General features: G+C 52.4%; 20 protein-coding genes. 9 read left to right on the top strand and 11 right to left on the bottom strand.

The features are described 5' to 3' along the window. Positions 1–88: 88 nt before the first annotated feature. On the bottom strand, positions 89–1,198 hold the full coding sequence (gene ald / locus KOR42_RS07020; RefSeq protein WP_146508275.1) for an alanine dehydrogenase: 1,110 nt from the start codon (positions 1,196–1,198) through the stop codon (positions 89–91). 378 nt (positions 1,199–1,576) lie between these two features. Beyond that, positions 1,577–2,302 (bottom strand): RraA family protein, encoded by a 726-nt coding sequence (locus tag KOR42_RS07015; protein WP_146508273.1) that lies wholly within the window; start codon positions 2,300–2,302, stop codon positions 1,577–1,579. Positions 2,303–2,337: 35 nt separating this feature from the next. On the opposite strand from KOR42_RS07015, the gene KOR42_RS07010 reads away from it, so the two are divergent. After that, positions 2,338–2,619, top strand: coding sequence for a hypothetical protein (locus tag KOR42_RS07010; RefSeq protein ID WP_146508272.1), 282 nt, complete (start codon positions 2,338–2,340; stop codon positions 2,617–2,619). A gap of 140 nt (positions 2,620–2,759) precedes the next feature. On the opposite strand, the gene KOR42_RS07005 is transcribed toward KOR42_RS07010, so the two are convergent. From KOR42_RS07005 to KOR42_RS06985, 5 genes are all read right to left on the bottom strand, one after another. After that, positions 2,760–3,710 (bottom strand): DUF1559 domain-containing protein, encoded by a 951-nt coding sequence (locus KOR42_RS07005; protein ID WP_197440939.1) that lies wholly within the window; start codon positions 3,708–3,710, stop codon positions 2,760–2,762. Positions 3,711–3,821: 111 nt separating this feature from the next. Continuing rightward, positions 3,822–4,550 carry an ABC transporter substrate-binding protein gene (locus KOR42_RS07000; protein WP_146508268.1) on the bottom strand — a complete coding sequence of 243 codons (729 nt, stop codon included), beginning with the start codon at positions 4,548–4,550 and terminating at the stop codon, positions 3,822–3,824. Beyond that, positions 4,547–5,218, bottom strand: coding sequence for a hypothetical protein (locus tag KOR42_RS06995; protein WP_146508266.1), 672 nt, complete (start codon positions 5,216–5,218; stop codon positions 4,547–4,549). Before KOR42_RS06995 ends, KOR42_RS07000 begins: the two co-directional genes overlap by 4 nt. 311 nt (positions 5,219–5,529) lie before the next feature. Then, entirely contained in the window at positions 5,530–6,066 is a 537-nt protein-coding gene (locus KOR42_RS06990) for a Crp/Fnr family transcriptional regulator (protein WP_146508264.1), read from the bottom strand. Positions 6,067–6,116: 50 nt separating this feature from the next. Beyond that, on the bottom strand, positions 6,117–7,346 hold the full coding sequence (locus KOR42_RS06985) for a Glu/Leu/Phe/Val family dehydrogenase (RefSeq protein ID WP_146508263.1): 1,230 nt from the start codon (positions 7,344–7,346) through the stop codon (positions 6,117–6,119). Between the two features lie 312 nt (positions 7,347–7,658). Here KOR42_RS06985 and KOR42_RS06980 point away from each other — a divergent pair, with 312 nt between their 5' ends. The 5 genes from KOR42_RS06980 to KOR42_RS06960 all read left to right on the top strand — a co-directional run bounded on the left by KOR42_RS06980 (position 7,659) and on the right by KOR42_RS06960 (position 12,841). Continuing rightward, positions 7,659–8,507 carry a tetratricopeptide repeat protein gene (locus KOR42_RS06980; protein ID WP_146508261.1) on the top strand — a complete coding sequence of 283 codons (849 nt, stop codon included), beginning with the start codon at positions 7,659–7,661 and terminating at the stop codon, positions 8,505–8,507. Between the two features lie 135 nt (positions 8,508–8,642). Next, positions 8,643–9,179, top strand: coding sequence for a molybdopterin adenylyltransferase (mog, locus tag KOR42_RS06975; protein WP_146508259.1), 537 nt, complete (start codon positions 8,643–8,645; stop codon positions 9,177–9,179). Positions 9,180–9,548: 369 nt separating this feature from the next. Beyond that, positions 9,549–10,718, top strand: coding sequence for a hypothetical protein (locus KOR42_RS06970; protein ID WP_146508257.1), 1,170 nt, complete (start codon positions 9,549–9,551; stop codon positions 10,716–10,718). A 315-nt stretch (positions 10,719–11,033) separates the two neighbouring features. Next, positions 11,034–12,044, top strand: coding sequence for a hypothetical protein (locus tag KOR42_RS06965; protein ID WP_146508255.1), 1,011 nt, complete (start codon positions 11,034–11,036; stop codon positions 12,042–12,044). 203 nt (positions 12,045–12,247) lie between these two features. Then, positions 12,248–12,841, top strand: a complete 594-nt coding sequence (locus KOR42_RS06960; RefSeq protein WP_146508253.1) for a hypothetical protein — start codon at positions 12,248–12,250, stop codon at positions 12,839–12,841. A gap of 109 nt (positions 12,842–12,950) precedes the next feature. On the opposite strand, the gene KOR42_RS06955 is transcribed toward KOR42_RS06960, so the two are convergent. Continuing rightward, the gene (locus KOR42_RS06955; RefSeq protein ID WP_146508251.1) at positions 12,951–14,003 is read right to left on the bottom strand and encodes a hypothetical protein; all 1,053 of its coding nucleotides are present in this window, start codon (positions 14,001–14,003) and stop codon (positions 12,951–12,953) included. Positions 14,004–14,141: 138 nt separating this feature from the next. Here KOR42_RS06955 and KOR42_RS26485 point away from each other — a divergent pair, with 138 nt between their 5' ends. Continuing rightward, a complete protein-coding gene (locus KOR42_RS26485) occupies positions 14,142–14,297 on the top strand; it encodes a hypothetical protein (RefSeq protein ID WP_197440938.1) in 156 nt (51 codons plus the stop codon). Between the two features lie 891 nt (positions 14,298–15,188). Here the strand turns inward: KOR42_RS26485 and KOR42_RS06950 are convergent. After that, entirely contained in the window at positions 15,189–15,716 is a 528-nt protein-coding gene (locus tag KOR42_RS06950; RefSeq protein ID WP_231740735.1) for a hypothetical protein, read from the bottom strand. Positions 15,717–16,229: 513 nt separating this feature from the next. Here KOR42_RS06950 and nirB point away from each other — a divergent pair. Beyond that, the gene (gene nirB / locus KOR42_RS27345; RefSeq protein ID WP_231740734.1) at positions 16,230–18,083 is read left to right on the top strand and encodes a nitrite reductase large subunit NirB; all 1,854 of its coding nucleotides are present in this window, start codon (positions 16,230–16,232) and stop codon (positions 18,081–18,083) included. Further along, complete coding sequence (gene nirD / locus KOR42_RS27340) at positions 18,035–19,252, top strand: nitrite reductase small subunit NirD (protein WP_231740732.1); 1,218 nt, start codon at positions 18,035–18,037, stop codon at positions 19,250–19,252. Before nirB ends, nirD begins: the two co-directional genes overlap by 49 nt. Before the next feature lie 44 nt (positions 19,253–19,296). Here the strand turns inward: nirD and KOR42_RS06935 are convergent, their stop codons facing one another. Both KOR42_RS06935 and KOR42_RS06930 read right to left on the bottom strand, forming a co-directional pair. Beyond that, the gene (locus KOR42_RS06935; RefSeq protein ID WP_146508247.1) at positions 19,297–21,549 is read right to left on the bottom strand and encodes a prenyltransferase/squalene oxidase repeat-containing protein; all 2,253 of its coding nucleotides are present in this window, start codon (positions 21,547–21,549) and stop codon (positions 19,297–19,299) included. Beyond that, positions 21,546–21,965, bottom strand: a complete 420-nt coding sequence (locus tag KOR42_RS06930; RefSeq protein ID WP_146508244.1) for an ExbD/TolR family protein — start codon at positions 21,963–21,965, stop codon at positions 21,546–21,548. Before KOR42_RS06930 ends, KOR42_RS06935 begins: the two co-directional genes overlap by 4 nt. Positions 21,966–22,000: the final 35 nt, after the last annotated feature.

Raw genomic sequence — 22,000 nt, 5'->3', positions numbered from 1 at the left:
GAATTCGTCCTTCGTTCAGATCGACTCGAATTCGCGCGAACACCACCGTCAACAGTTCAAACGAGCGCCGAGAACTTATGACCATGGACTATTCGATCTGAAACTCTTCGAACGGAATTCCAAACGTCTCCGCCACGGGCTGACTCGTCAGCTTCCCTGAATACATGCTCACAGCTTCTCGAATTCCCGCGACTCGTGAACACGCTTGCTGAAGTCCGTATTGGGCGATTTCCATCACATACGGAAAGGTGACATTACAGAGCGCGTAGGTGCTCGTCCGACCAACGGCACCGGGCATGTTCGTCACGCAATAGTGAACAACATCCTCTTCCACATACGTCGGATTCGAATGAGTGGTCGGACGACTCGTTTCGACGCACCCTCCCTGATCGATGCAGACGTCGATAATCACTGCTCCGGCCTTCATCAGTTTCAAGTCGGATGCAGAAACGAGACTCGGGGCTTTCGCTCCCGGAATTAGAACAGCCCCGATCACAAGATCGGCGAGTTGAAGTTGCTCTCGAATATTATGTCGGTCCGAAAAGAGTGTCGTGACGTTGGGGGGCATGATGTCATCGAGATAGCGAAGCCGATCGACATCGACGTCCATCAGAACGACATCAGCCTGAAAACCGGATGCAATCTGAGCAGCGTTCTTCCCGACGATGCCTCCTCCCAACACCAGAATGTGAGCCGGGGAGACACCGGGAACGCCTCCGAGAAGAATGCCTCTCCCTTCCTGCGGACGCTCGAGATATTTCGCCCCCTCCTGAATGCTCATCCGCCCGGCGACTTCACTCATGGGAGTCAAACATGGAAGGTCTCCACGCTTTCCCCGCAACGTTTCATAAGCAATTGCCGTGACTCCAGTGTCCAACACTTCGCGAGTCAGCTCTTCATCCGCAGCGAAATGAAAATAGGTCATCAACATCTGATCGCGTCTGAGGAGCGGCCACTCGTCTGGCATCGGCTCTTTGACTTTGACAACCAGTTCCGCCTCGCCAAAGATGGCTTCCGGCCCTGAGACAATCTCAGCCCCCTCAAGGGCATACTGCTCGTCCGGAATCCCGCTTCCCATCCCGGCACCGCGTTCGACCAAAACACGATGACCAGCTTTCGTCAGTTCTTCGACTCCCACCGGAAGCATCCCGACACGATACTCATCCTCTTTCACCTCACGCGGAACTCCGACAATCATGTCTTTCTTTTCCCCTTGAGTATCGTTTCAACTGCCGTTCAACAACCACCGCGATCGATCATCCACCCACACTTAATTTGCATCACCATGTGATGACACAAGTTCCAGCAGGCAGTTCGCAACGCAAGCGGAACTCTCCCTAGCGCAATCATTCACCGAACATCGAAAGCTCGTCAAGTGTTGGGAGTGCCACTCAAGCATCTTCGTCTCTGACACGCAACGATCCGCACGACCAGACACAGCGTTCAACAAATGAATCAACTGCCGGGAAAAGCTCAGAGACAATGAGCGTCATCGCGGAAATACTTCATCTCGACGCCGCAGAGAGATAACGGGCACGACGTCCGAAAACCGTCGCGCCGTTTCTGATCTCAGCACTTAGTTTCGGCGGAGTCGAGTTCCCAGCTTATTGATGACTGCGACGTATTCAGCGCGTGCTTCGGCCAAGCCTTTCGGCGTCGGGTTCTCACTTCGACAGTAATCGAGCACAATCTGTTCAGCCCGCATCAACTCGGCACAGGCACCGGGGATCTCGCTGGCAATCTCGACAGGAATGGTGGTCACTCCATTCAAATCTCCGTGCAATAAATCTCCCGGATGAATGGCAACGCCTCCCACTGTCACAGGGACGTTGATCTGCGGAATATGACAATACCCGTGAGAACAAATCGTTCCGTTCGTGAACACGGGATAGTCGAGCACTTCGACCTGATCAAGATCCCGCCCAGCCCCGGAAGTAATCAGTCCTGCCGACCCGAAGGACTTATACATCGTACACATCACTTCCCCGAACGTGGCCGAAGCAGTTGGCTCATCCAAATCCTGAAAGACCATGACGGGTGGCCCCGGCATTGATGCGAACAGCTCCACCTGATCCGTGAGGCTGCCGTACGCATCGCTGGCCCTCGGAGGATCCTGACTCCGAAATGTTGACGTGAGAGCAAAGCCGACCATCGGAGGAAGCTTCGGAAAACAGGCGCGAATCGAGTCGTTCATGTACCCGAGATTTCGCGGACGCACATCGAACAACTCAATCACGTTACAAACTGTTGGAGTGTCGTACTTCGCGAGTTCGGCGAGGATTTCCGGTGACAATTCAGACATTTGTTTTCAATTCTATTCTTCAGAGTGAACCAGCCATGAAAATTCATGTTCATCAACTCGAACGAACGCACAGCTTCGACAACGACCTTAGATCATTGCCTCCGGTCGCTGTTGTCATTCGGACAGCGTCAATGACTGACATCCAAGTCTATCAATCGATGGACAGCGGTCCCATGATCTCGATTGTGTCGCCATTCCGCCACCCATCCACCGGATCGATCAACAGAAACGGCCCCGCCTTTCTCAAGAGTGAACCAGCGGAGCATCTCGAAAGATATTCTTCCTCGCGAAGGGGAATGAAACCAGTCACCCTCTAGAACCCTGCAGGTGAGCTCGTTGAGATGATCCTCGAACATGCGATCGACGATCGACATCGATTCTCTACGCGCGAAAGATCACGCGGCGGGTGAAGAGAGTCTTGAGTTCCAGAGAGCGAACCTCGACGGACGGGAGACTTTCAGAACTCGCCGATCAATTCCTGACCGCTGCGAGTCAGCAACCCACGAAACACTTCCCGGTCGATGTTTTCGCTCACGAATCGTCCGCTTCCGTCGCAAATCGCGAATTGAACTCCCCCCGGGTGTTGGCTCGAAAACTGAAATCGTCGTTCTACGCTGTCAGAGCAATTTGTCTCTGGCGGATTCATTCCCGGTTCCGAACAACCAGGCGAAGCTTTCCACCATCGCAAGACACCGCGAGCGAATCCCTGTCCGCCTCCACCACCAGAACCACCACCAGAACCACCACCAGAACCACCACCAGAACCACCACCGGAACCTGATCCGGAGTTCATTGCACCTCGGGCCCAGCCGCCGAACTCGTCGCCGATTTCACCGACGATCAGTGTCTGTGATGCCCCATCGGTCAGATCACGAAACCGGATGCTTGAGAGTGGATAGAGAACTCCATCATCTTTCCCGGGCTCCGTTCCTGCATTCCCGGCGTAGTGGCAGTTTCCGTATCGGTCATCGATCACCTGGCTTTGAGGCTGCGACGGACACAGGTAAACAGGCAAGGATCGGCGGACGATGTCCGCGTTGCTGGAATGACTGAAGCGTTCATTGAAATTATAGGACTGCCACAACGCGGATTGTTCAACCTCATTGAGAATGCTGACAGGCCAGGTCGTGAGCAACTCGTTGACCGACTCGCTTCCGGAGCGTCCCAGAACTCCGAACGGAAAAACCCGGTGGCTACTGCTGTAATTATGTAGCGCCAGTGAGATCTGCTTGAGATTGTTGCGACAAGCGGTCCGTCGCGCAGCTTCTCGAGCTTGTTGAACAGCCGGGAGGAGCAACGCAATCAGAATTGCGATGATGGCGATCACAACGAGCAATTCAATCAACGTGAAGCCAGCAACAGAGATTCGTTTTCGCGGTGAATGATCGCAGTTTGTATTGAATAACATCGATGAAAGTCGTTCAGCGTCAAAGCCAGAATCAAAACGGTCCGTTGTCGAATTCATCCCCCGAATTTATCACCCGCTGGCTCTCCCAATTCGGAGCCATTGGAACGGAGCCTACTGAAAACGAATGGCCTGATATCCGGAACTCGCTTCTCCGACCCGATGCTTTTGAACGAACAAGACGATCCGGTTGTCGCGCAAACTCGGGCGGAGCTTCTTGTCGAGAGTCACAGTCCCGTCTGAAATCGGTTCGTCGTCATCAATGTTTCGAACGAGAACGCCGCGCGACAGAATGTTTTCGATGGGCTGGGTCCCGGTCAAATCGTCGATCCACTCACCAATCTGAACAACGCGCCCGTCGTTTCCTGTCGCAGCCAGTCCAACAGCTGCGAGTGCTCCGATCATTCCTCCGTTTGTTCCGCCCAACCCTTCGAGATGGATGGAGCATTTGTCCGCGACTTGAATCGCTTCGTTCATGGAGACAATTTCGAACTGGCATCGAAAGCCAAACTGTCTGACACACTCGGTCACATTCTCAGTGGAGGTCACACAGATCCCCGGATCGCTTCCCGGAGCGAATGATCGTTTCATCAATTCCCGGCATTGATGAACCAGTGAAAGCATCTGACTTTCAATTTCATCTAATCCGAAACGAGGACTCAACAAAATGGATGCGGCCCCGTTCCGAGTCGTACAGGGAATTTGAACATCCTGCAGGAGTTGATGACGAACAATGCGCTCGCACTTCCAGTCGCGAGCCACCTCCTTCGCGATGGCTTTGGCAAGTTGATTCGTTCCAGGTGATTCCGCATTATCCGTGTCGTCGATTCCGATCAAGATCATGATTCGCCCCGCTCGGCACTGTCAGTGCCAAAATCGCTCTTCCGTTGAAATGAAAACCAAACCAGTGCGCTAAGAAGTCCAGCAGCCAATCCGCAGATGGGATAAGTCATCGCTGCACTTCCAAACCAGACTTCAAACGGCTTCTTCCCGAGTGCTTCCAGCCCCAAAAATTTGGCTCCACCACGGGTCAATAATGCCAGTAGATTCGCCACCATGCCAGCCAGTGCACAGCCAAGGAAGATCTGCCCCGGAGACTTTGTGCGCCTGAGTGCAAAATCGAGTGCCGGACCGATCGTCGTTAAACTTGTCAGGGCACCGATGCTCATACCTCGAAGCAAGCCCCCCGCATAAAATCCGCCGACGAAGACGAGTGCCACGATTGACATCAACGTCCCGGCTCCGCGTCGGGGAACGATCGACAGTCCGCAAAGCATCGGAAAAACGGAACGCAGAATCGCGTGGCCCGGAACCTTCAAGTTCAATTCGATGAACATCGAAGCTGTTGCCGCCATCAACCCAGCGAAGACAAGAACCGCCGCTTCTTGCAGACTGACAGAATCGGAGCCCGTAGAATCGCCGACCTGTGATTCGGACGATCCGAAAAGCCGCAACCGGAGTCTTGAGTTGTTGACCAGTTGCGGATTCAAACTGAGTACTGACGACGACATGGCGCAACGAGGCCGTAGCATGTGCTGTGGGGAACGACCTAGAGCTGACCCCAAAATCTAAGAATCGTGTTGTTTCCGAAGATCGTCATCGATTCGCGAAGAGTTTTAGGACCGACTCTAGAAACTCTATACACCTAGAGTCTACGGCGATCAGAAACCTCCGACAATGTCAGGCAAACCTCAATCTCAACGGAAAATTCACATCAATCATCTCACATATCTGGAAGCTTGCCGACTCGCAGCGGACCGGGCTTCCAAACTCTCTTGAGATGTCGATGGGATATCAACCTCTGCTGAGACTGGAGAAACAATTAAGCATCATAGATGTCGGAGTAAAGTCGCGATCGAAACTCATGCCATTCCTGGTGACGATTCTGATTGGCGTCGGTGTTAACAAGTTCGCAAGTCCACTCGTCCATCTTACGAAGACGACTCGACAGAATTCGAACAAGGTTGATGGCGATCTTCTCGGTCACTTGCGGAAGCCCTTTTCGCGCGAAGTCGTATTGCTCTTTCGTCAAACACAACGCGATCGAAGGTTCGCAACATTTGACTGTCGCTGAGTGGGGAGCGGTTTCGAAGAATGACATTTCTCCGAAGACACTTCCCGGCTCAAACGTCGCCAGCACGCTGCAAGAATCGTTGCATTTAACGACTTCACATTTGCCCTTCAGCAGGACCCACAAGCCTTGGTAGACCTTCCCTTCGGTCAGAATCTCCGCCCCTTCACCGAATTCTTCATACCTGACGACCTCACCGAGAGCCTTCAATTCATCGGAGGTCAAACCTTCCAGAATCTGTGACTTTTCGAGAGCGGAACGGAAATCGCGAATCGACTGAACCGACATGACTAACTCCTCATTAATTGAATTCTAGATGGGCAGGGGCGATGAACAAATCAAATCCCGCCCAAAACAGTCGCGCGTCCGACTCGTCCAATTCCGAGGACATACGCTCCGACACGCAAAGAGACCTTTTTCTCTGTGGCGACATTCCAGACTCGATTGAAACTGCCAACCATGATTTTCTCCAGACGATCCCGAACTTCTTCAATTTCCCATTTGAAGTGTTGCCGATTCTGAACCCATTCGAAATAGCTGACCGTCACACCACCGGCATTCGCAAGAATATCGGGAATGACCAGAATTTCTTTCTTTTCGAAAATCTGATCGGCATCAGGAGTTGTGGGACTATTCGCCGCTTCGACGATCAGTTTCGCCCGGACGTCCTCCGCGTTCTCTCTCGTTAATGTTCCTCCAATCGCAGCAGGGATGAGAACATCGACGTCGGCCGTCAGTAATTCGGCATTGGTCATCGCCTCAGCTCCGGGAAATCCGGTGACCTTTTTATTCTCGGCGACATATGTCAGAAGTTCGCGAACGTTCAGCCCCTCGACATTTTGAATCGCTCCGAACGCGTCCGAGACAGCAACGATGACCGCACCCATTTCATGCAGGATGCTCGCTGCAAAACTTCCGACGTTCCCGAATCCTTGAATCGCGATGCGGGCCCCTTTCACGTCGCGATCCATTTTCAGTAGTGCTTCGCGAGTTACGATAGCGACTCCGCGACCGGTCGCTTCTTCTCGTCCGTCTGCTCCATGCAATTCGACAGGTTTCCCCGTCACACAAGCGGGATTGAATCCATGAAACTTCTGATACTGATTCATGATCCACGCCATGATCTGCGCGTTGGTTCCCATGTCCGGAGCGGGGATGTCCGTATCGGGACCGAAAATGTCGTGAATCTCGTCGACAAACTTCCGCGTGATCGTCTCAAGTTCCCGATGTGAAAGCTTCGAAGGGTCAACAGCGATTCCCCCCTTCGCTCCTCCATAAGGAATATTGACGACGGCGGTTTTCCACGTCATCAATGAGGCCAAAGCCAGGACTTCTCCGGCATCGACCTCGGGGTGGTAGCGCAATCCCCCTTTCATTGGCCCACGAGCCCGGTCGTGCTGCATTCGAAAGCCGATGAACGTCCCGATCTGGCCATCATCCATCTCCAGAGCAATCTGCACTTTAATTTCACGCTCTGGAGTCTTGAGCAATTTGCTCATATTGTCAGACAATCCCATCACCTGGGCAGCCTGATTGAAGTACCGTTCAGCGTTCTCGTATGAACTCATTCGAATTCCAAAATCCTGAGTGCGTGCTTGGGGAATCTCAAAACACCTCGGGTCTCACACAGCCTCAATTGCTGAGTGAGAATCCGGGCAGAGGCTTTGAATGAATGCAGCATAGTTCACCAGCAAAAATTGGCCTAGCAGACTTTCTGCTCGAGTTCCGCTTCGTTGGCCAAATCACTTGTTTGGAACCAATCACACTTGCAATCATCAGCATGGATGTGAAAAGGTCCAGTGGGAAAGATGCATTTCTCGCTGCGCTATGAAACAATAATCTTGACCGTTCGACGTCCCAACACGAAAGATTCCCTGCGAATGAGCTCGACACTGATCGCGTTTATTAACGGTTTCGAGCCGAAAGACGGGGCTCCCGTTCCTGAATATCCCGTCCCGCCGATTTACGAACCCGGCTTCATCGACATGTTCTGGTTCTATATCGTGAGTTGGGGAAGCTGGCTGTACTTGCCATTTCTCTTGTGGATGTTGATCTACTGCCTGAAATATGACCCGGACCGATACATCTGGTTGTTCGTCATGCTGTTGCTCCAGCCGATCGGAGCCATTCTCTACTTCTTCGTGAGATGGCTTCCCAGTAGCAATGTTCAATTTCCCACATTTACGCATCGATGGACGAAAAGCCGCGAGTTGAGACAGCTCGAAACAGCCGCACTTCAAATCGGAAACGCCCATCAGTTCATTCAGTACGGCGAAGCCCTCCGAAAAGCTGGAATGACCGAGAAAGCCCACGAAGCATTTCAGGGCGCTCTCAATAAAGATGACAGCAACCTCGCAGCTCTGTGGGGAGCCGCTTCCATGGAATATCAGCTCGGCAAATTCGCCGATGCCAAGGAAAAGCTGCAAAAAGTTCTGGAAGCCGACCCAACCTACAAGTTTGGCGACGTCTCGTTACTTTATGGCAAAACCCTCGCTGCTCTGAATGAAAACGAAGCAGCCCAAACTCAGCTTGAGAAACACATCCAGAAGTGGAGACATCCCGAAGCAATGTTCCTGCTCGCCAAACTCTGTCAACAAGCAGGCGATAAGGAAGAAGCTCAAAATCATCTTCGCGGCATGATTGTCGATATCGACTCCAGCCCGAAAGCGATCGCTCGCAAGAATCTCTTCTGGAAAAGTCGGGCAAAAAAAGCTCTGCGGACGCTGTAGTTCGCGAAAAAGCTTCGCAAGCGACGCCTTCCTGACACCAGCAGCGATCACTTCATCGCTGCTTGCACTTTCAAGTTTTTCGGTCGGCCCCCGATTCTTCTCACATTATCAGCCATCAACAATTAGCTTCGAATCATGAGCACTCCAGCAAAAATCGGAATCGTCACCGTCTCAGACCGAGCCAGCCGCGGCGAATACGAAGATCGCGGCGGCCCCGCACTCAAGCAATACTTCGAAACAGTTCTTTCCTCTTCATGGGAAGCATTCTCAGTTATCATTCCCGACGAACAGGAACTGATCGAATCCGAACTGAAGAGACTGGCCGACGACGAGGGCTGCTGCCTCATCGTGACGACAGGAGGCACCGGCCCCGCTCTTCGAGACATCACTCCGGAAGCAACCGAAGCGGTTTGTCAGAAAATCCTTCCCGGCTTCGGAGAGCTAATGCGACAGGAATCCTTGAAAGCAGTGCCCACAGCCATCCTGTCCCGTCAAACAGCCGGAGTTCGCGGAAAAAGCCTGATCGTCAATCTCCCGGGACAACCCAAAGCGATCAAGGAATGTCTCGACGCAGTCATGCCCGCCATTCCCTATTGTATCGACCTGATTGAAGGTCCGTTCCTCGAAACAAACGAGGAACATATCGTGGCTTTTCGTCCCAAAAAGAAGTAGGCAAAACGCACGATCGAGAACCGGTCGAGGAGTGTCTTCATCGCGCTCGATCGAACACGTTTCGCGTGAAAAAGCAAGACCATTTTGCGAAACGCTCGCTCTCTGAAAATCGTTCATTCAAATCTTCACACGATTGCAACAATTTCAACAGCGAGCGTGAACTCATACTCACTTTCATTCGCGTCCACGAAATTGCGGCGGGGAAATCTCCAGTCAAATCAGTCGTTCAAACCGATTCCGGCAGGTTTCGCCAGTTTTGAGAATCGATTGGCCCGACACTTGCTTTTCTCTCACTCATCAGTCGCATGGAACTCGCGACACCCCTTTCCTTCTCCCCCGATTCCAATCCTTTTTTCAACGGTTTGACGCATGGATGCGAAGCTCCGGACGGGCATTTTTTGCCTCGTGCTGACTCTCTTTCCACAGATTGCCTCAGGGGCCACTGCAAAGTCGAGAAACTTTGTCGTCACGGCCCCAACCGACGAGATCGCCTCAAAGGTCGCCAAGTGCGCTGAATTGTGGCGGAAAGATCTCGCGGTAATGTGGCTCGGCCAGGAACTGCCAAACTGGTATCGCCCCTGCCCAATCAGCGTGAAAGTCGGTCAGATCGGAGCCGGGGGTTCTACAACTTTCACCTTCGACAACGGCGAAGTTTTCGGTTGGAACATGAAAGTTCAGGGAACGCTCGAGAGAATTCTCGATTCCGTCATCCCGCACGAAGTCAACCACACGATCTTCGCGAGCTACTTCCGTCGCCCACTCCCTCGTTGGGCCGATGAAGGAGCAGCCACTCTTGTCGAACACGATTCGGAACGGGCCCGCCAGTCGCGACTTCTCGACCAGGTGATCCGTACTCATCGACGCATTCCGCTTCCGAAGCTGCTGACGATTCGAGAATACCCCGAAGACATGCACGAAGTCTTGACGCTCTACGCCGAAGGCTATTCACTCGCCGACTTCCTCGTCTCTCAAAAGGGAACCAACGGCCGGGCAATTTTCCTGCAGTTCCTCGAAGACGCTCACAACTCCAACTGGGAAACAGCCATCGCCAAGCACTATGGCCACCGTTCCCTCGGACAGCTTGAAGAAGAGTGGACGGGCTGGGTTCTCGCTGGCAGCCCGGAGTTCCAGATTCCCGATGGCCAACAACTCGCCGCCAATTCATCGTCGAATGTCACAGCAGATCTGGGAGAACCGGCCGAACTCGTGATTCGCTCGCAGACTCCCGATGCACCGCAACCGCTTCCCATGTTCAACCGCGAACTGCGAACAGGCTCTTCAAACCCTCAGCTTGAAGCTGTCACCGTCAGCCGAACTTCCGAACGACGCGAGGCCCCTTCAGCCCGCCAGAACACACCAACAAATCGATCACAAGAAACTAATGCTCGTGGGGACGCTGGGGAATCCCGTCCTCGGTCGATCGAAGCACCCCGTCCACAGGCTGCCCTGTCGCGGAATGCTTTCGTTCCGACCGGAGACGGGATCTCCAGTCACGAGGACTCCAACAGCTACCGCTTCCCCAAAGTCCGCTCCTTCTAAAGCGATCCCAAGACCAACTCAGCGCGGACGACTCTTCAAACCCCTCAAGTCCGCGCCGAAAGAAAAACAGCGAGAAAACCGGGCCCCAACCACTCACCACACCGCCCCCCAATTAGCCACCGGTGACTCACCGGTGGTTCACGCCGTGATGTGTCCGGGGCGTGCAATTCTTTGCTTCTGATTGCGGAGTTTTCTTTTCTCAAAAGTTCTTGTCACAAGTTCGTTCGTTTCGCGCAGGTGAGAGTCCTGGTTTGATTCACGCGTTTTTTTTGCGTGAACGAAATTTTCAAAGTGAACGACGAAAAAGCGACAAGCATGTCTAATCCGCACTATCTCCACGGCAGCCGCATCCCGTTTCCGATGTACCTCACGCTGCTGAACGCGTTTCCCAAACTCAACACCGCGGAAACGGATCGGCAGTGGCTTCGGCGCATTTCGCAAAACCGTATGTTTCATCGTCGATATGCACAGGAACTCGCCAAACATCGCTTCAACGTTGAACTCAGAAAAGCTGTCCATATGAGATGGTTGATGCTGGCCGGAGCGCAGCGAAAGGATCGTGCGCCGGGCCATCATCTCGTGAACGTGCGCACGCCCGGAAGCCAGAATGTGAAGCAGACGGTTGCCACGCGGTACGAACGAGAGTTCCTTAATAACCATGGAGACTTTCGCTTCGCGGATGAGGCACTCGATTTAGTCGTCGCGGAATTTGATCCGAGCACTCCCAACAACGGAAGCATCTTCTGGAACGGGATCGACGAATGTAAGCTTGCCAAGCTTGTCGATCAGTGGAACACCCGGATGGGAGCAGAAATCTACGGACAACTCGAAGCGACCACGCTCGTGCGTTACCTCAACGGTCGATACGAATGGGAACCGAACTTCGCCAACTACATCACACGCACATCCGCCGCACTCGGCAAAGCGGCCAGAGGACATGTCACTTCTGTAGTTCGCTGCGGGATGCGGGATACTTCAGTCTTCACAACAACTGAGTTGCCAGCGATGCTCGAAAGGATGAAGAATCAGCTGCGAGCGAAAGCAACTCCGGAAGTCACCGACATCAGCATCGTCGTGATTGAACCGAAGACGTTCGAAGAACGACCAGTCAAAGTCTTCACGAACAATGAAATCACAATGATCCCGATCATCAGTCGGGCTCCGGGCTCACAATTCATCAACGGACGCAGCGATTGCGTTGTAAAAGGGCGACTGGACGTCGACCCACGCGTCCGCGAGCACTTCACAAGCAGACAAGACACCAAACCCAGCTCCGCCGCCGTCAAGATCATGAACGACTTCAAAAACATGTTACATGGTCCATAACGGAAGTCCGACATTTAGAAACGCGAACGATGGGTGAACAAAGGCGCTCACCGAAGAAGAGACTCAACCGACAGGACTGATGGTCGTCAAGAATGCGAGACCCTTCGCGACAGAATTGTTTTCCTTTTCGTTCGTCCGTTCGGCTAGAATAGAAACGAGAGATACTGGTTTCGAGCAGTTGAAAACACAACAGGAGTGGGCACGTGGCAGGAAGAACGATTCAAGCACGTGAAGCATTTCGCCTTGTCTATCTTGAACTTCACGAGTTAGGTAAGCGAGGCGATAAAAGATTCAAGCGACTCCCTCCAGAAAACACCATCGCTCCCGACGTTGTGAAGTATCCACCTGTTCGAATCTTTCCCAATGGGGACGTGATCGGGATTCACCCATACCTCAAAAAATATCTTAAGGACTGCAAAGTCACTGGGAGACGGAACAAAACGGGCCCCACAACAGTGGAATCACATCATCTCCTCGAAGAGCGTTTAATGAAGCATCTGGGAATACACGAAAACGAGGGACTGTGTGTCGCTTTAGAACAAGTCGACCACAGCTACTACTCCGGTGAGTTACCGAAACATCTTCCACGAGGCGCATTCATGGCAGACATCGATGTCGTTTATGATGCGAGCTGTGAAATGTACAAAGCGAGCGGACATCCTGAATGGATTCCGATTATCCGGCACTGGCTGAAATCAAATCGAATCAAGATTTTGCAGCACTACGCAACAACAGACGTTGCCGGAGCAACAGACAAAGACCGTAAACGAGTTCAACGCTTTTTCAACAAACTCTAGCCGCTCCACTGAACACTCGGCTGCCCTGTTCATTCAACGCTGGAACGAACATCATCGACAAAGCAAGTCCCGCATCCGACAAGTAACAGCCTCTGAGCGAGACACGTCACTAGATCCGCGTTGTTTTGTCAGCAGGAATTCGAGGATTCTGAACAAAAGCAGCGGCATTGCTGTATTCTTTCATCACCAAGTGCCCACTTTCCATTTCTTTCACCCCCACTTTTACGCTGGCAAACAGATCGACTCCACATTCTCGGAGAAAACGCAAGGCGTTGATCACCTGGATCTTATCCGGTTTATAGTGGCCGCTGTTGTTGTCGATATACTTGAGTCTCCCATTGTCGACGATCATCACCCCAGCACAGATTACATCTTTCCCTGCGTTAAAGCTGGAATGATTAAATCGCTGCGCAGTTGGATCGAGAGTCGCATCAAATCGAGTGTGATCGACGGAAAAGAGATTCCCGTAATTATCGATTGCATATGCAAATTGATGACCTCCGGTGTCGTACTTTTTCGTCGGGCTGCAATAGAGAATCCCGTCTTCGATTATAATCAACTTCGTGAGACGCTCCTGCTTCTTCATGAAGTAAACTTCAAGAGGCTCGCCGCAGTTCGGTGCGCACGTTCGAACGAGATTCTCGAACTGCCGCGTTGTCAGCTGATCGATCGTTCGGCCGCCCAGTGAATCAAGATGGCCATTGATAGTCGGCGACTGCATCTGCCTCCCGGACTTCATGATCATCGCAGCTGTGGACCCCGAGACTGCCTGTTGCTTACCCGACGCGAGGTAAGTGGTGCGTTCATGCTGATAGTGGCCGACCATCCCCTGAAGACTGCCGTCGTACGAGCCCCCTCCCTTCCGTTCCTCAAAAGTTTCGTATTGCAGTCGCGCGAAAGCTTCGTTGGCGAGCTTCTTCACGTGCTGCCGACGCGAGACTCTTCTGGCAGACATCGAATCAGACTTCGCTGCCAACCAGCCACGGCAGGCGCGAATTAACTGCACAAGTTGAGGTATCGTCTTTCCACCCTGCTCCCAGGTTTTTAAGCAGACATCGATCTGCGTGAGCTTTTTCCCTCGACCTCGTTTGAAAATGTTCGACGGAGTCGTCGCCGACAGGAAACTCTTCAATGTGGTCACTGTGGGAGGTACCGCAGCCATTCTCGAGATCCTGTTGCGAATTACGTTGTCAGAACTGAATGCCTACAGCAACCCAAGTGTCAACTCTAGACCATCTTTCGCTCAACGGCAATCAGCAAATATTTTTTTTCTGCAAATCGCAATAAGAGGAGTTTCGCCGTGTCAGAAACTACGTTGAAATCTGGGATGGGGACGCACGATAAGTTTGGTAACTCGCGATTCATCTCAGACGATGATGCTGTCGAACGTGGCAAAGCGGTCGCTTCGGACTACGCTCACCGCAGCGATGGTGTTCATCTCCTCACGCGAGAGTAGCAGTCGGTGTGCTGTAGTCACAAAATCATATCATTCGACGGATGTCTGAGAGATCGTTGACAATATGATTCCTTGACGCTGTAACTCGTCAAAGCCCTCTTTGATCAGTTTACGAAAGCACTCTGGACAGTCCGTTTGCTCGGGAGGAATCTTGCCTGCTTGGTCGAGAGTAAGAGTTAAATCTGCGCCGCAACTGGTGCAGGTTCTTTCGATGCATGCAGCTGAATGATCACGCTGCAAACTCCCGACTTGCTGCACGATTCGGACAACACCCGTTGCACGAACTTCATTGCTCTTGTTCTGAGGTTCCGGTTTTTTCATGGCAACTCCTGTTGGTGGACCTATTTCTATCTAATTGTACACTCCAGAACGGAGTAGCGAAAGAACACACCATCCTGGACCGCAATGATAGATTTCGCGAGTGGGAAGAATTGGTCCAAATCCGTAACACTCATGGTGTCCGTGACGCAGCCCTTGATACACCCCTAAACGCCGATTGGAGAAGAAGTCAGACAGACCGATGAAATTCAGAAACGATTCCTCATTGCCAAGACTCTCGATGAATTGCAGAGAGATTGAGAAGAGACCTCAGCTGCACACTCTTCGACGACCGCTCAGTTTCTCTTTTCACGAAACACTTCTTCGTTTTGTCCACTCGTCGAACGTGTCCGTTCTCCTGAGCAGTCCGCAAAATGGTTCCTCTTCTATTTAACAGGACAGCCTCTTCGACAAACGGCTTGATGCTTAATTCCATTACATTGATGCAGCTACCCGCTTCGTGATGAGTCTCGGCAGGAAACGGAGAGCGTCTAAAAGATCGTCGTAAACTCAAAGTGAGGTTCGAGATTCTTTCCTGAACACTCACATTCCTGAAGCGTGGGAGAACCTCCCTCAGGTGTCTTCTTTTTTCTTCCTGACTTCATACCTTCCTTCTTCCTTGATCCATATGAGATCATCTCCTTGAACCCATTTGACGGGGCGTGCTGGGAAGCCAGCCAAAAGAGTTTCGACCAGACTCTTCCATTTCCTGTGTTGCTTCGGAGCAGGTTGGATGGTGGAAAGATCAGCTAACAACTCTTTCAAAATGTACCTGATGACATCCAGCCATGGTTGACCACGATGTCGATACGAGATGCTTTGTTCTGAACCTGCTAGCGAACCGGTTTGAACAAAATTCTGATCGAGAATCCTGACAGCAAAAAGTGGCTGTGTCTCAATGTGCATGATTACTGTGTTCAACCAGTCATCGGCATCGTCAAGCCACATTAAGCGTGCCTGTTTCTTCTTCTTTCGCATGCAGGACTCAACGGCATTCTGACGCAGCCACGGAATCACCTGGTATTGGACCTTTAGCAGCAACGACACAGGCTGGAACTTCTCGGGATAGCCTTCTGGATAGGGAGAACCCATTGGCATCATTTATCTCCTTCAATGGGGTTCTTCTGAGAATCTAATGAAGCGGAAACGACATCCTTCCGCTGGTCAATTCATTGAAGTTGCGATGAAGCTGATTGGTAGGCAATCTTGCGATCTACATCCCGTAAACTGAGAGCCTATCCGGAATCCTCTTCATGCTGTAAGTCGGTATTTGAACGGAGCTTGGTTGGGTGAAGGAGCTAAGCGGCGGAGCATGCGACCAATGGAAGCCACATAGATCATGGCTTCGCTCGATTTGGTGTCTTCGCATGCGAATACGGCTCGACATACTTGCGTCCAATCCGAAGCGACAGCTTTGCCACTTCCAACAACACATTCGTTCGTGGGGAATCACTCATCACCAGATTTTAGCGCATTCTCATCTCAGATTCCAGAGATGTTTTCAACAATGCATTTCGAGTTCTACCTCCCCAGGTACTCCGAAACTCCTTGCTGGCAACATCAACCCAACCTTTCGGCAGCGTTCGCGTCGAAGGCCAATTGTGAGCAATTCCCATGGTGAAAGAGAAACAAACGATCGTCGTTGTGGGCAACGGAATGGTCGGACTCCGATTCTGTGAAAAGCTGATCGAGTTCGATGTCGATCGCAACTATCACATCGAGACTTTCTGCGAAGAACCTCGAGCCGCTTATGACCGAGTCGGCTTGACGTCATTCTTTGCACATCGTGATGCCGAGAAGCTGATGCTCGCTCGCATGGACTGGTATCGCGACAATGGAGTGGAACTGCACGTCGGGGATCGCGCTTGCGAAATTGACAGAAAGAAACAAATCGTCCGCTCCGATCGAGGAGCGGAGATCTCGTATTCCAAAGTTGTGCTGGCGACAGGTTCATACCCGTTCGTCCCTCCAGTTCCGGGAATTGATAAGCGAGGGGTCTTCGTCTACCGCACGATTGAAGATCTTGAACGAATTATTGAATACGCAAAACAGTCCAAGAGTTGTGCTGTCATCGGAGGAGGTCTTCTGGGGCTGGAAGCTGCCAAAGCTGCTTACGATCTCGGACTCGAAACTCACGTTGTCGAATTCGCGCCGCGACTGATGCCGCGACAGATCGACGATGCTGGCTCTCGAATTCTCGTCGGAAAGATTGAAGAGTTGGGCGTGAAAGTTCATCTCAACAAAGCCACCAAAGAAGTCCACGGCAACGGAGTCGTTGAAGCCATGGAGTTTAACGACGGCGAACAACTCGACGTTGACATGATTATCGTCTCCGCCGGAATTCGTCCGCGTGACGATCTCGCCCGGGAAAGTGGGCTCGACGTCGGTCCGCGCGGAGGAATCGAGGTCAACGATCAACTACAGACTTCTGATCCTAATATCTTCGCTGTGGGTGAATGTGCGTTGCACGGAGGAATGGTCTACGGACTTGTGGCCCCTGGCTATGATATGGCGGAGTGCGTGGCGACCAACTTAACTGGCGGCACTAGGGGCTTCTCGGGAACGGATCTTTCGACCAAGCTGAAATTGATGGGAGTGGATGTCGCGAGCTTCGGCGATTATGAAGTTCCTGAAGACGAATCGACTTCGCTCACATTCGAAGATCCGTTTGATGGAGTTTACAAGAAGCTCGTCTTCTCCAAAGACGGAACCCGGTTGCGTGGCGGAATTCTTGTGGGAGATGCTTCTGAGTATGGATCGTTGTCCATGCTGGCCCAGAGTGAGGCTCCCCTTCCCTGTTCTCCTCATGAACTTGTGATTGGGTCGAAGAACTCATCGGCAGTGGGTCTGGATTCGATGCCGGACTCTGCTCAGATTTGCTCCTGCAATAATGTCACGAAGGGAGATATCTGCTCTGCCATCGAGGAAAAGAATCTCGAATCGGTCGCGGATGTTAAAACCTGTACACGCGCTGGAACCGGTTGTGGAAGGTGCATCCCACTTGTCACCGACGTCTTTAATTCCGAACTTAAGAAATCCGGCCGCACGGTTGTCAACCATCTCTGTGAACACTTTCCGTATTCCCGAACAGAGCTGTTCGCCATCATTAAAACGAAGAATCTCAAGTCTTTTACGGAGATCGTTTCTGAGTACGGGCAGGGAAATGGCTGCGAGGTCTGTAAACCCACGATTGCATCGATTCTCGCAAGTTTGTGGAACGATCATATTCTGAAAACAGAAAATCAGACGCTTCAGGACACGAACGATCGTTTCTTGGCCAACGTGCAGCGGGGTGGCTCCTACTCCGTCGTTCCGCGAGTTCCTGGCGGCGAAATCACTCCGGACAAGTTGATCGCCATCGCAGAAACGGCAAAAAAACACGGGCTCTATACAAAATCACGGGCGGACAGCGAATCGACATGTTCGGTGCCCAAGTTCAGGATTTGCCCGATATCTGGGAGACGCTGATTGATGCCGGCATGGAGAGTGGGCACGCTTATGGAAAATCATTAAGAACCGTCAAGAGTTGTGTCGGGACGACGTGGTGCAGATATGGAGTTCAGGATTCGGTCGGTTTCGCGATTCGAATCGAGAATCGGTATAAGGGAATTCGCTCTCCGCATAAGATTAAGGCTGCGGTCTCTGGTTGTATTCGAGAATGTGCGGAAGCGCAATGTAAAGACTTCGGATTAGTCGCTACAGAGAACGGATACAATCTTTACGTCTGCGGCAACGGAGGCTCAAAACCACGACATGCGGATCTACTGGCTGCTGACATCGATGAGCAGACAGCCACGAAGTACATCGATCGTTTTCTCGCATATTACATCTCAACTGCCGATCGACTTACTCGAACTTCTGTCTGGCTCGAGAAACTGGAGGGCGGAATTGACCACTTACGCGAAGTCATCATCGACGACAAACTCGGTCTGTGTGATGAGTTTGAAGAACTGATTGAACACCTGATTGCAACGTATCAGTGTGAGTGGACCACGGTTGTCAAAGATCCGGAGAAACGCAAGCGGTTTCGTCAGTTCGTCAACACGGATGAAGAAGAATCGTGTATCGAGATCGTTTCTGAACGGGGGCAAACTCGACCCGCCGACTGGCCGGGAGAACTGGTCTCGCTCGAACAGTTCCAAACACTCGAAGAACATCAGCATCATCTTGAAGAATCGGCCACGAAGCCAGAAACACGCTGGACACAAGTCGGAACAGTCGATGACTTCCCTGTCGATGGAGGAGCGACCATCAAATACGGGAAGAGCCAGATCGCTGTGTTTCGCTTTGAATCTCGAGGTGAGTGGTACGCCAGCCAGAATATGTGTCCACACAAAAAAGCTTTCGTACTTTCACGTGGAATTGTCGGCGATGAAGCCGGGACTCCCAAAGTTGCCTGCCCGCTTCATAAGAAAACATTCTCACTGGAATCCGGAGAGTCTTTGCAGGGAGAAGACTATCACATCACAACGTTCCCGGTGAAAGTGGAAGATGGAAACGTTTATCTCAATCTTCCTCCGACGGAAGTGCTGGACGAACTTCTCGCCACGGAAATCGGTTGCCGACTGGCAACGTCGTGCGTAACGCAATCGCCACTTCAGGAACTTTCCACCCCGGTTGCCAGCCACGCAACCTGAGGCTTCGAATAACCTCTCCGACAGGTCCGAGGAATTAACGCGAGTTACTCTTCTCGCAAGTACCTGTAGTAGACTTCGAGACTCAGAGTTGCGATTGCGGTGGAATAAATTCGGCCGCCGTAACGCCCCCAGACACCGCGCGGGTCCCAGCTGCCTGCCTGTGGTCCGGTTTTGCGTTGTTCTGCGATGAGTAAATCACGGAGGGCGTTGTTCCATTGATCCCAATCGTCTCCGCCGTGCTGATACATTGCAAGCGTTCCGTAGTACCAGTAATAGAGATTAATTGTTGATCGACTGGGACGATTCGCAAGCAGGTAGCGAGATGCTTCATTGGCTGCTGAACGATCGTTGTCGACGTTGAGAACATGGCGGCAGAACATCGCTTCGGCAGTCATGGCCGGGCTGGGCGGGTCTGAACTGCGATACCCGGCGAGCCCGCCGTATCGGCCGAGCCTGCGGTCGCGTAAGAACTTCCGCATCTGCTCCTTGGCTTGTTGTGGAATTTCGATTCCGGCCGCTTCCGCACTTTTTAGAGCCATTAATTGCCAGCCGAACATGCTCATATCGCCATCCGGCTGCCCCTTAATATATCTCCATCCCCCATCGTTAATTTGAGTTTCGAGAATATAACTTACAGCGTCTTCGAGCGGTTGACGCAGGAATCTGGACGTGCTGTCGTTCTTGGAAATGGCATACGCTTCCGCGAGGGCGAATGTTGCCATTCCATGACAGTACATGCCTGCGAATTGCGTTGCTTCACCTCCGAGATAGCCAATCGTTTCTTCCCCGTTGGACCATCTTCTCGGGCGTTGCTGCGCGATGAGCCAACGCAGAGCACGGTTCACAACATCGGAATATTCTCCTTCATCGACAGTGTTCAGCTTGCCGAGAAATGCAAGCACTGCCAGTGCCGTCACGCCGGTATCTGCGTATCGGCCCGCGTATTGACGGTCGATTCCTTCATCATCGACGCCGACCTGCCCTGCTCCGGACCGGCTTGCATCCCAATAGCCATCGGGGTGCTGCATTTGTGCGAGCCATTTGAGGCTGCGATCGACAGCCGACTCCGACTCATCTGATCCCCCGTACTTCAGAACCGCGCGTTCTCGGAGATCCTCAGAACGGAGCACGTAAGCGGAAGGGACAGTCCGTTGTTCTGATCGTTCGGGAAGGTTTCCGCTCGGGAGTCTCAGTTGTGGCGGCTGCTCAGGCGCGCGGGCCAACTGATTCATTCCGCTCAACGAAGCACTTGGGTCCGGGGAAAAAGAATCCGGCCGACTGGGTGTCGCCGACGGTCGGTAACGGCTGATGGTGACGTCGTCAGAGATCAATTCTTGCCTCGGACGTGTTCGAGTCAGCCCGGAACCAGAAGCAGAACGCGGGGAAGCGGATGTTTCTTCCGGGTCTCTCATCACACCTGCGGATTCGGGGTCGAGTGCAATCGCGACGGGTGCCTGAATTTGACGGATCGAGTCCGCCTGACCGGTTTCGACTTCAGGAATTCCCGGTTCGGAAGTCGCCAGCAGGTTCATCTTCTGTCTGTCTCGGGCGAGTTCGGGGCGAAGTCGATCGATGCTTCCAGCACGAGGACGGGCTGCCTCCAGATCTTCAGTCTCACCTGTCACGCTCGCAGTCTCTCGATTTAATCGATCGCGAACTTCAGAATACGCTTCCTCGCTCGGGGTCGAATTCACGACCAGCTTTTCGGTTTGCAGATCAATTGCTGCCTCTTCCAGGACTCCCTGTTCGGCGTCAATTTCCTGCTGCGGAACAGGTTGATTTTCGAGCGGCAAAGGTTGTGCATCGCCTGCAAATGATGGAGTGAACTCTGACTCTTCGGTCGTTCGCAATAGCTCTTGAGTGGAGTCTTCCAGTTCAATCGATGGTGCGGAAAACCGTTCCCAGTTCTCTGTGTGTTGGTTCTTCAACTGGTCCCAGACAGGGGTATTGCCCGGCCCAGCATTGGATGCCAGCAGGTCCGATTTCTCTTGCGGAGGACGAACCCGAATCGGCTCGCTTTCATAGTTCGACGGATTTGTTGAGATGTGCGGGCGATACTCGGGGATCAGCGCGATCAATCCACATGCCAGCAGCAAGTGAATTGCAAGCGAAAAGAACAGAGCCTTCGAGTTTGTCCGTCGATCTCCCCATCGCGTCCCGATCATTGTGATCAAGTGGGCGGTTACGAAGATGAACCCGATCGCCATCAAGACAACAAGAACTGGCTGCACAATGGAAATCAGTAGCATCCCCAGATGCCAGATTTCGTCCCGGTAGTTGGGGGTGAGAAAGATCATGGCCCGCCATCCTCTTCCCGATTCGCAAGTTGAACGTTCTTAATTTGTGTACGTTGGCAGAGGTTTAAGATAGTCATCACATGTTGATACGGCCCGGCCCCGTCTCCACGAATCACAACCGCTTGCCCGGCATATCGACTCTTCGCAGCTCGAAGTTCGGCCTCGACATCTTGGAGAGACATTTCCTCGCCATCAAAGATCAAGCCTCCATCGTGCGTGACACTGATCACGATATCATCCGGCAAAGAGGTGAGAGGCTGTGCTTCGGAGACCGTTGGCAGGACGATTTCGTACTGGCCTTCATCTTCGGCGAACTGCGTCCCGACCATGAAGAAAATCACCAGCAGAAGCACGATGTCGATCATTGGCGTCAGATTGAGCGCTGGCTCCTCCATTTCCAGGGTCTTTAACGGCATCTGCGTATTTCCTTCGACGGATCTCTGTCGTCAAC

The organism is Thalassoglobus neptunius, from assembly GCF_007859735.1.
GTDB classification, from domain to species: domain Bacteria; phylum Planctomycetota; class Planctomycetia; order Planctomycetales; family Planctomycetaceae; genus Thalassoglobus; species Thalassoglobus neptunius.
The sequence above is the reverse complement of the archived record's forward strand: the minus strand, read 5'-3'. Positions and strand labels throughout refer to the sequence as shown.

What these genes read in the sequence shown, in the direction of transcription:
- KOR42_RS06985 (WP_146508263.1), bottom strand. Translation starts at nt 7,346, where the DNA reads ATGAGTTCATACGAGAACGCTGAACGGTACTTCAATCAGGCTGCCCAG.
- KOR42_RS06980 (WP_146508261.1), top strand. Translation starts at nt 7,659, where the DNA reads ATGAGCTCGACACTGATCGCGTTTATTAACGGTTTCGAGCCGAAAGAC.
- KOR42_RS06995 (WP_146508266.1), bottom strand. Translation starts at nt 5,218, where the DNA reads ATGTCGTCGTCAGTACTCAGTTTGAATCCGCAACTGGTCAACAACTCA.
- KOR42_RS06970 (WP_146508257.1), top strand. Translation starts at nt 9,549, where the DNA reads ATGGATGCGAAGCTCCGGACGGGCATTTTTTGCCTCGTGCTGACTCTC.
- KOR42_RS06990 (WP_146508264.1), bottom strand. Translation starts at nt 6,066, where the DNA reads ATGTCGGTTCAGTCGATTCGCGATTTCCGTTCCGCTCTCGAAAAGTCA.
- KOR42_RS06965 (WP_146508255.1), top strand. Translation starts at nt 11,034, where the DNA reads ATGTCTAATCCGCACTATCTCCACGGCAGCCGCATCCCGTTTCCGATG.
- mog (WP_146508259.1), top strand. Translation starts at nt 8,643, where the DNA reads ATGAGCACTCCAGCAAAAATCGGAATCGTCACCGTCTCAGACCGAGCC.
- KOR42_RS07015 (WP_146508273.1), bottom strand. Translation starts at nt 2,302, where the DNA reads ATGTCTGAATTGTCACCGGAAATCCTCGCCGAACTCGCGAAGTACGAC.
- KOR42_RS06935 (WP_146508247.1), bottom strand. Translation starts at nt 21,549, where the DNA reads ATGATCTTTCTCACCCCCAACTACCGGGACGAAATCTGGCATCTGGGG.
- KOR42_RS07000 (WP_146508268.1), bottom strand. Translation starts at nt 4,550, where the DNA reads ATGATCTTGATCGGAATCGACGACACGGATAATGCGGAATCACCTGGA.
- KOR42_RS06950 (WP_231740735.1), bottom strand. Translation starts at nt 15,716, where the DNA reads ATGATGCCAATGGGTTCTCCCTATCCAGAAGGCTATCCCGAGAAGTTC.
- KOR42_RS06930 (WP_146508244.1), bottom strand. Translation starts at nt 21,965, where the DNA reads ATGCCGTTAAAGACCCTGGAAATGGAGGAGCCAGCGCTCAATCTGACG.
- ald (WP_146508275.1), bottom strand. Translation starts at nt 1,198, where the DNA reads ATGATTGTCGGAGTTCCGCGTGAGGTGAAAGAGGATGAGTATCGTGTC.
- nirB (WP_231740734.1), top strand. Translation starts at nt 16,230, where the DNA reads ATGGTGAAAGAGAAACAAACGATCGTCGTTGTGGGCAACGGAATGGTC.
- KOR42_RS07005 (WP_197440939.1), bottom strand. Translation starts at nt 3,710, where the DNA reads ATGTTATTCAATACAAACTGCGATCATTCACCGCGAAAACGAATCTCT.
- KOR42_RS07010 (WP_146508272.1), top strand. Translation starts at nt 2,338, where the DNA reads ATGAAAATTCATGTTCATCAACTCGAACGAACGCACAGCTTCGACAAC.
- nirD (WP_231740732.1), top strand. Translation starts at nt 18,035, where the DNA reads ATGTTCGGTGCCCAAGTTCAGGATTTGCCCGATATCTGGGAGACGCTG.
- KOR42_RS06955 (WP_146508251.1), bottom strand. Translation starts at nt 14,003, where the DNA reads ATGGCTGCGGTACCTCCCACAGTGACCACATTGAAGAGTTTCCTGTCG.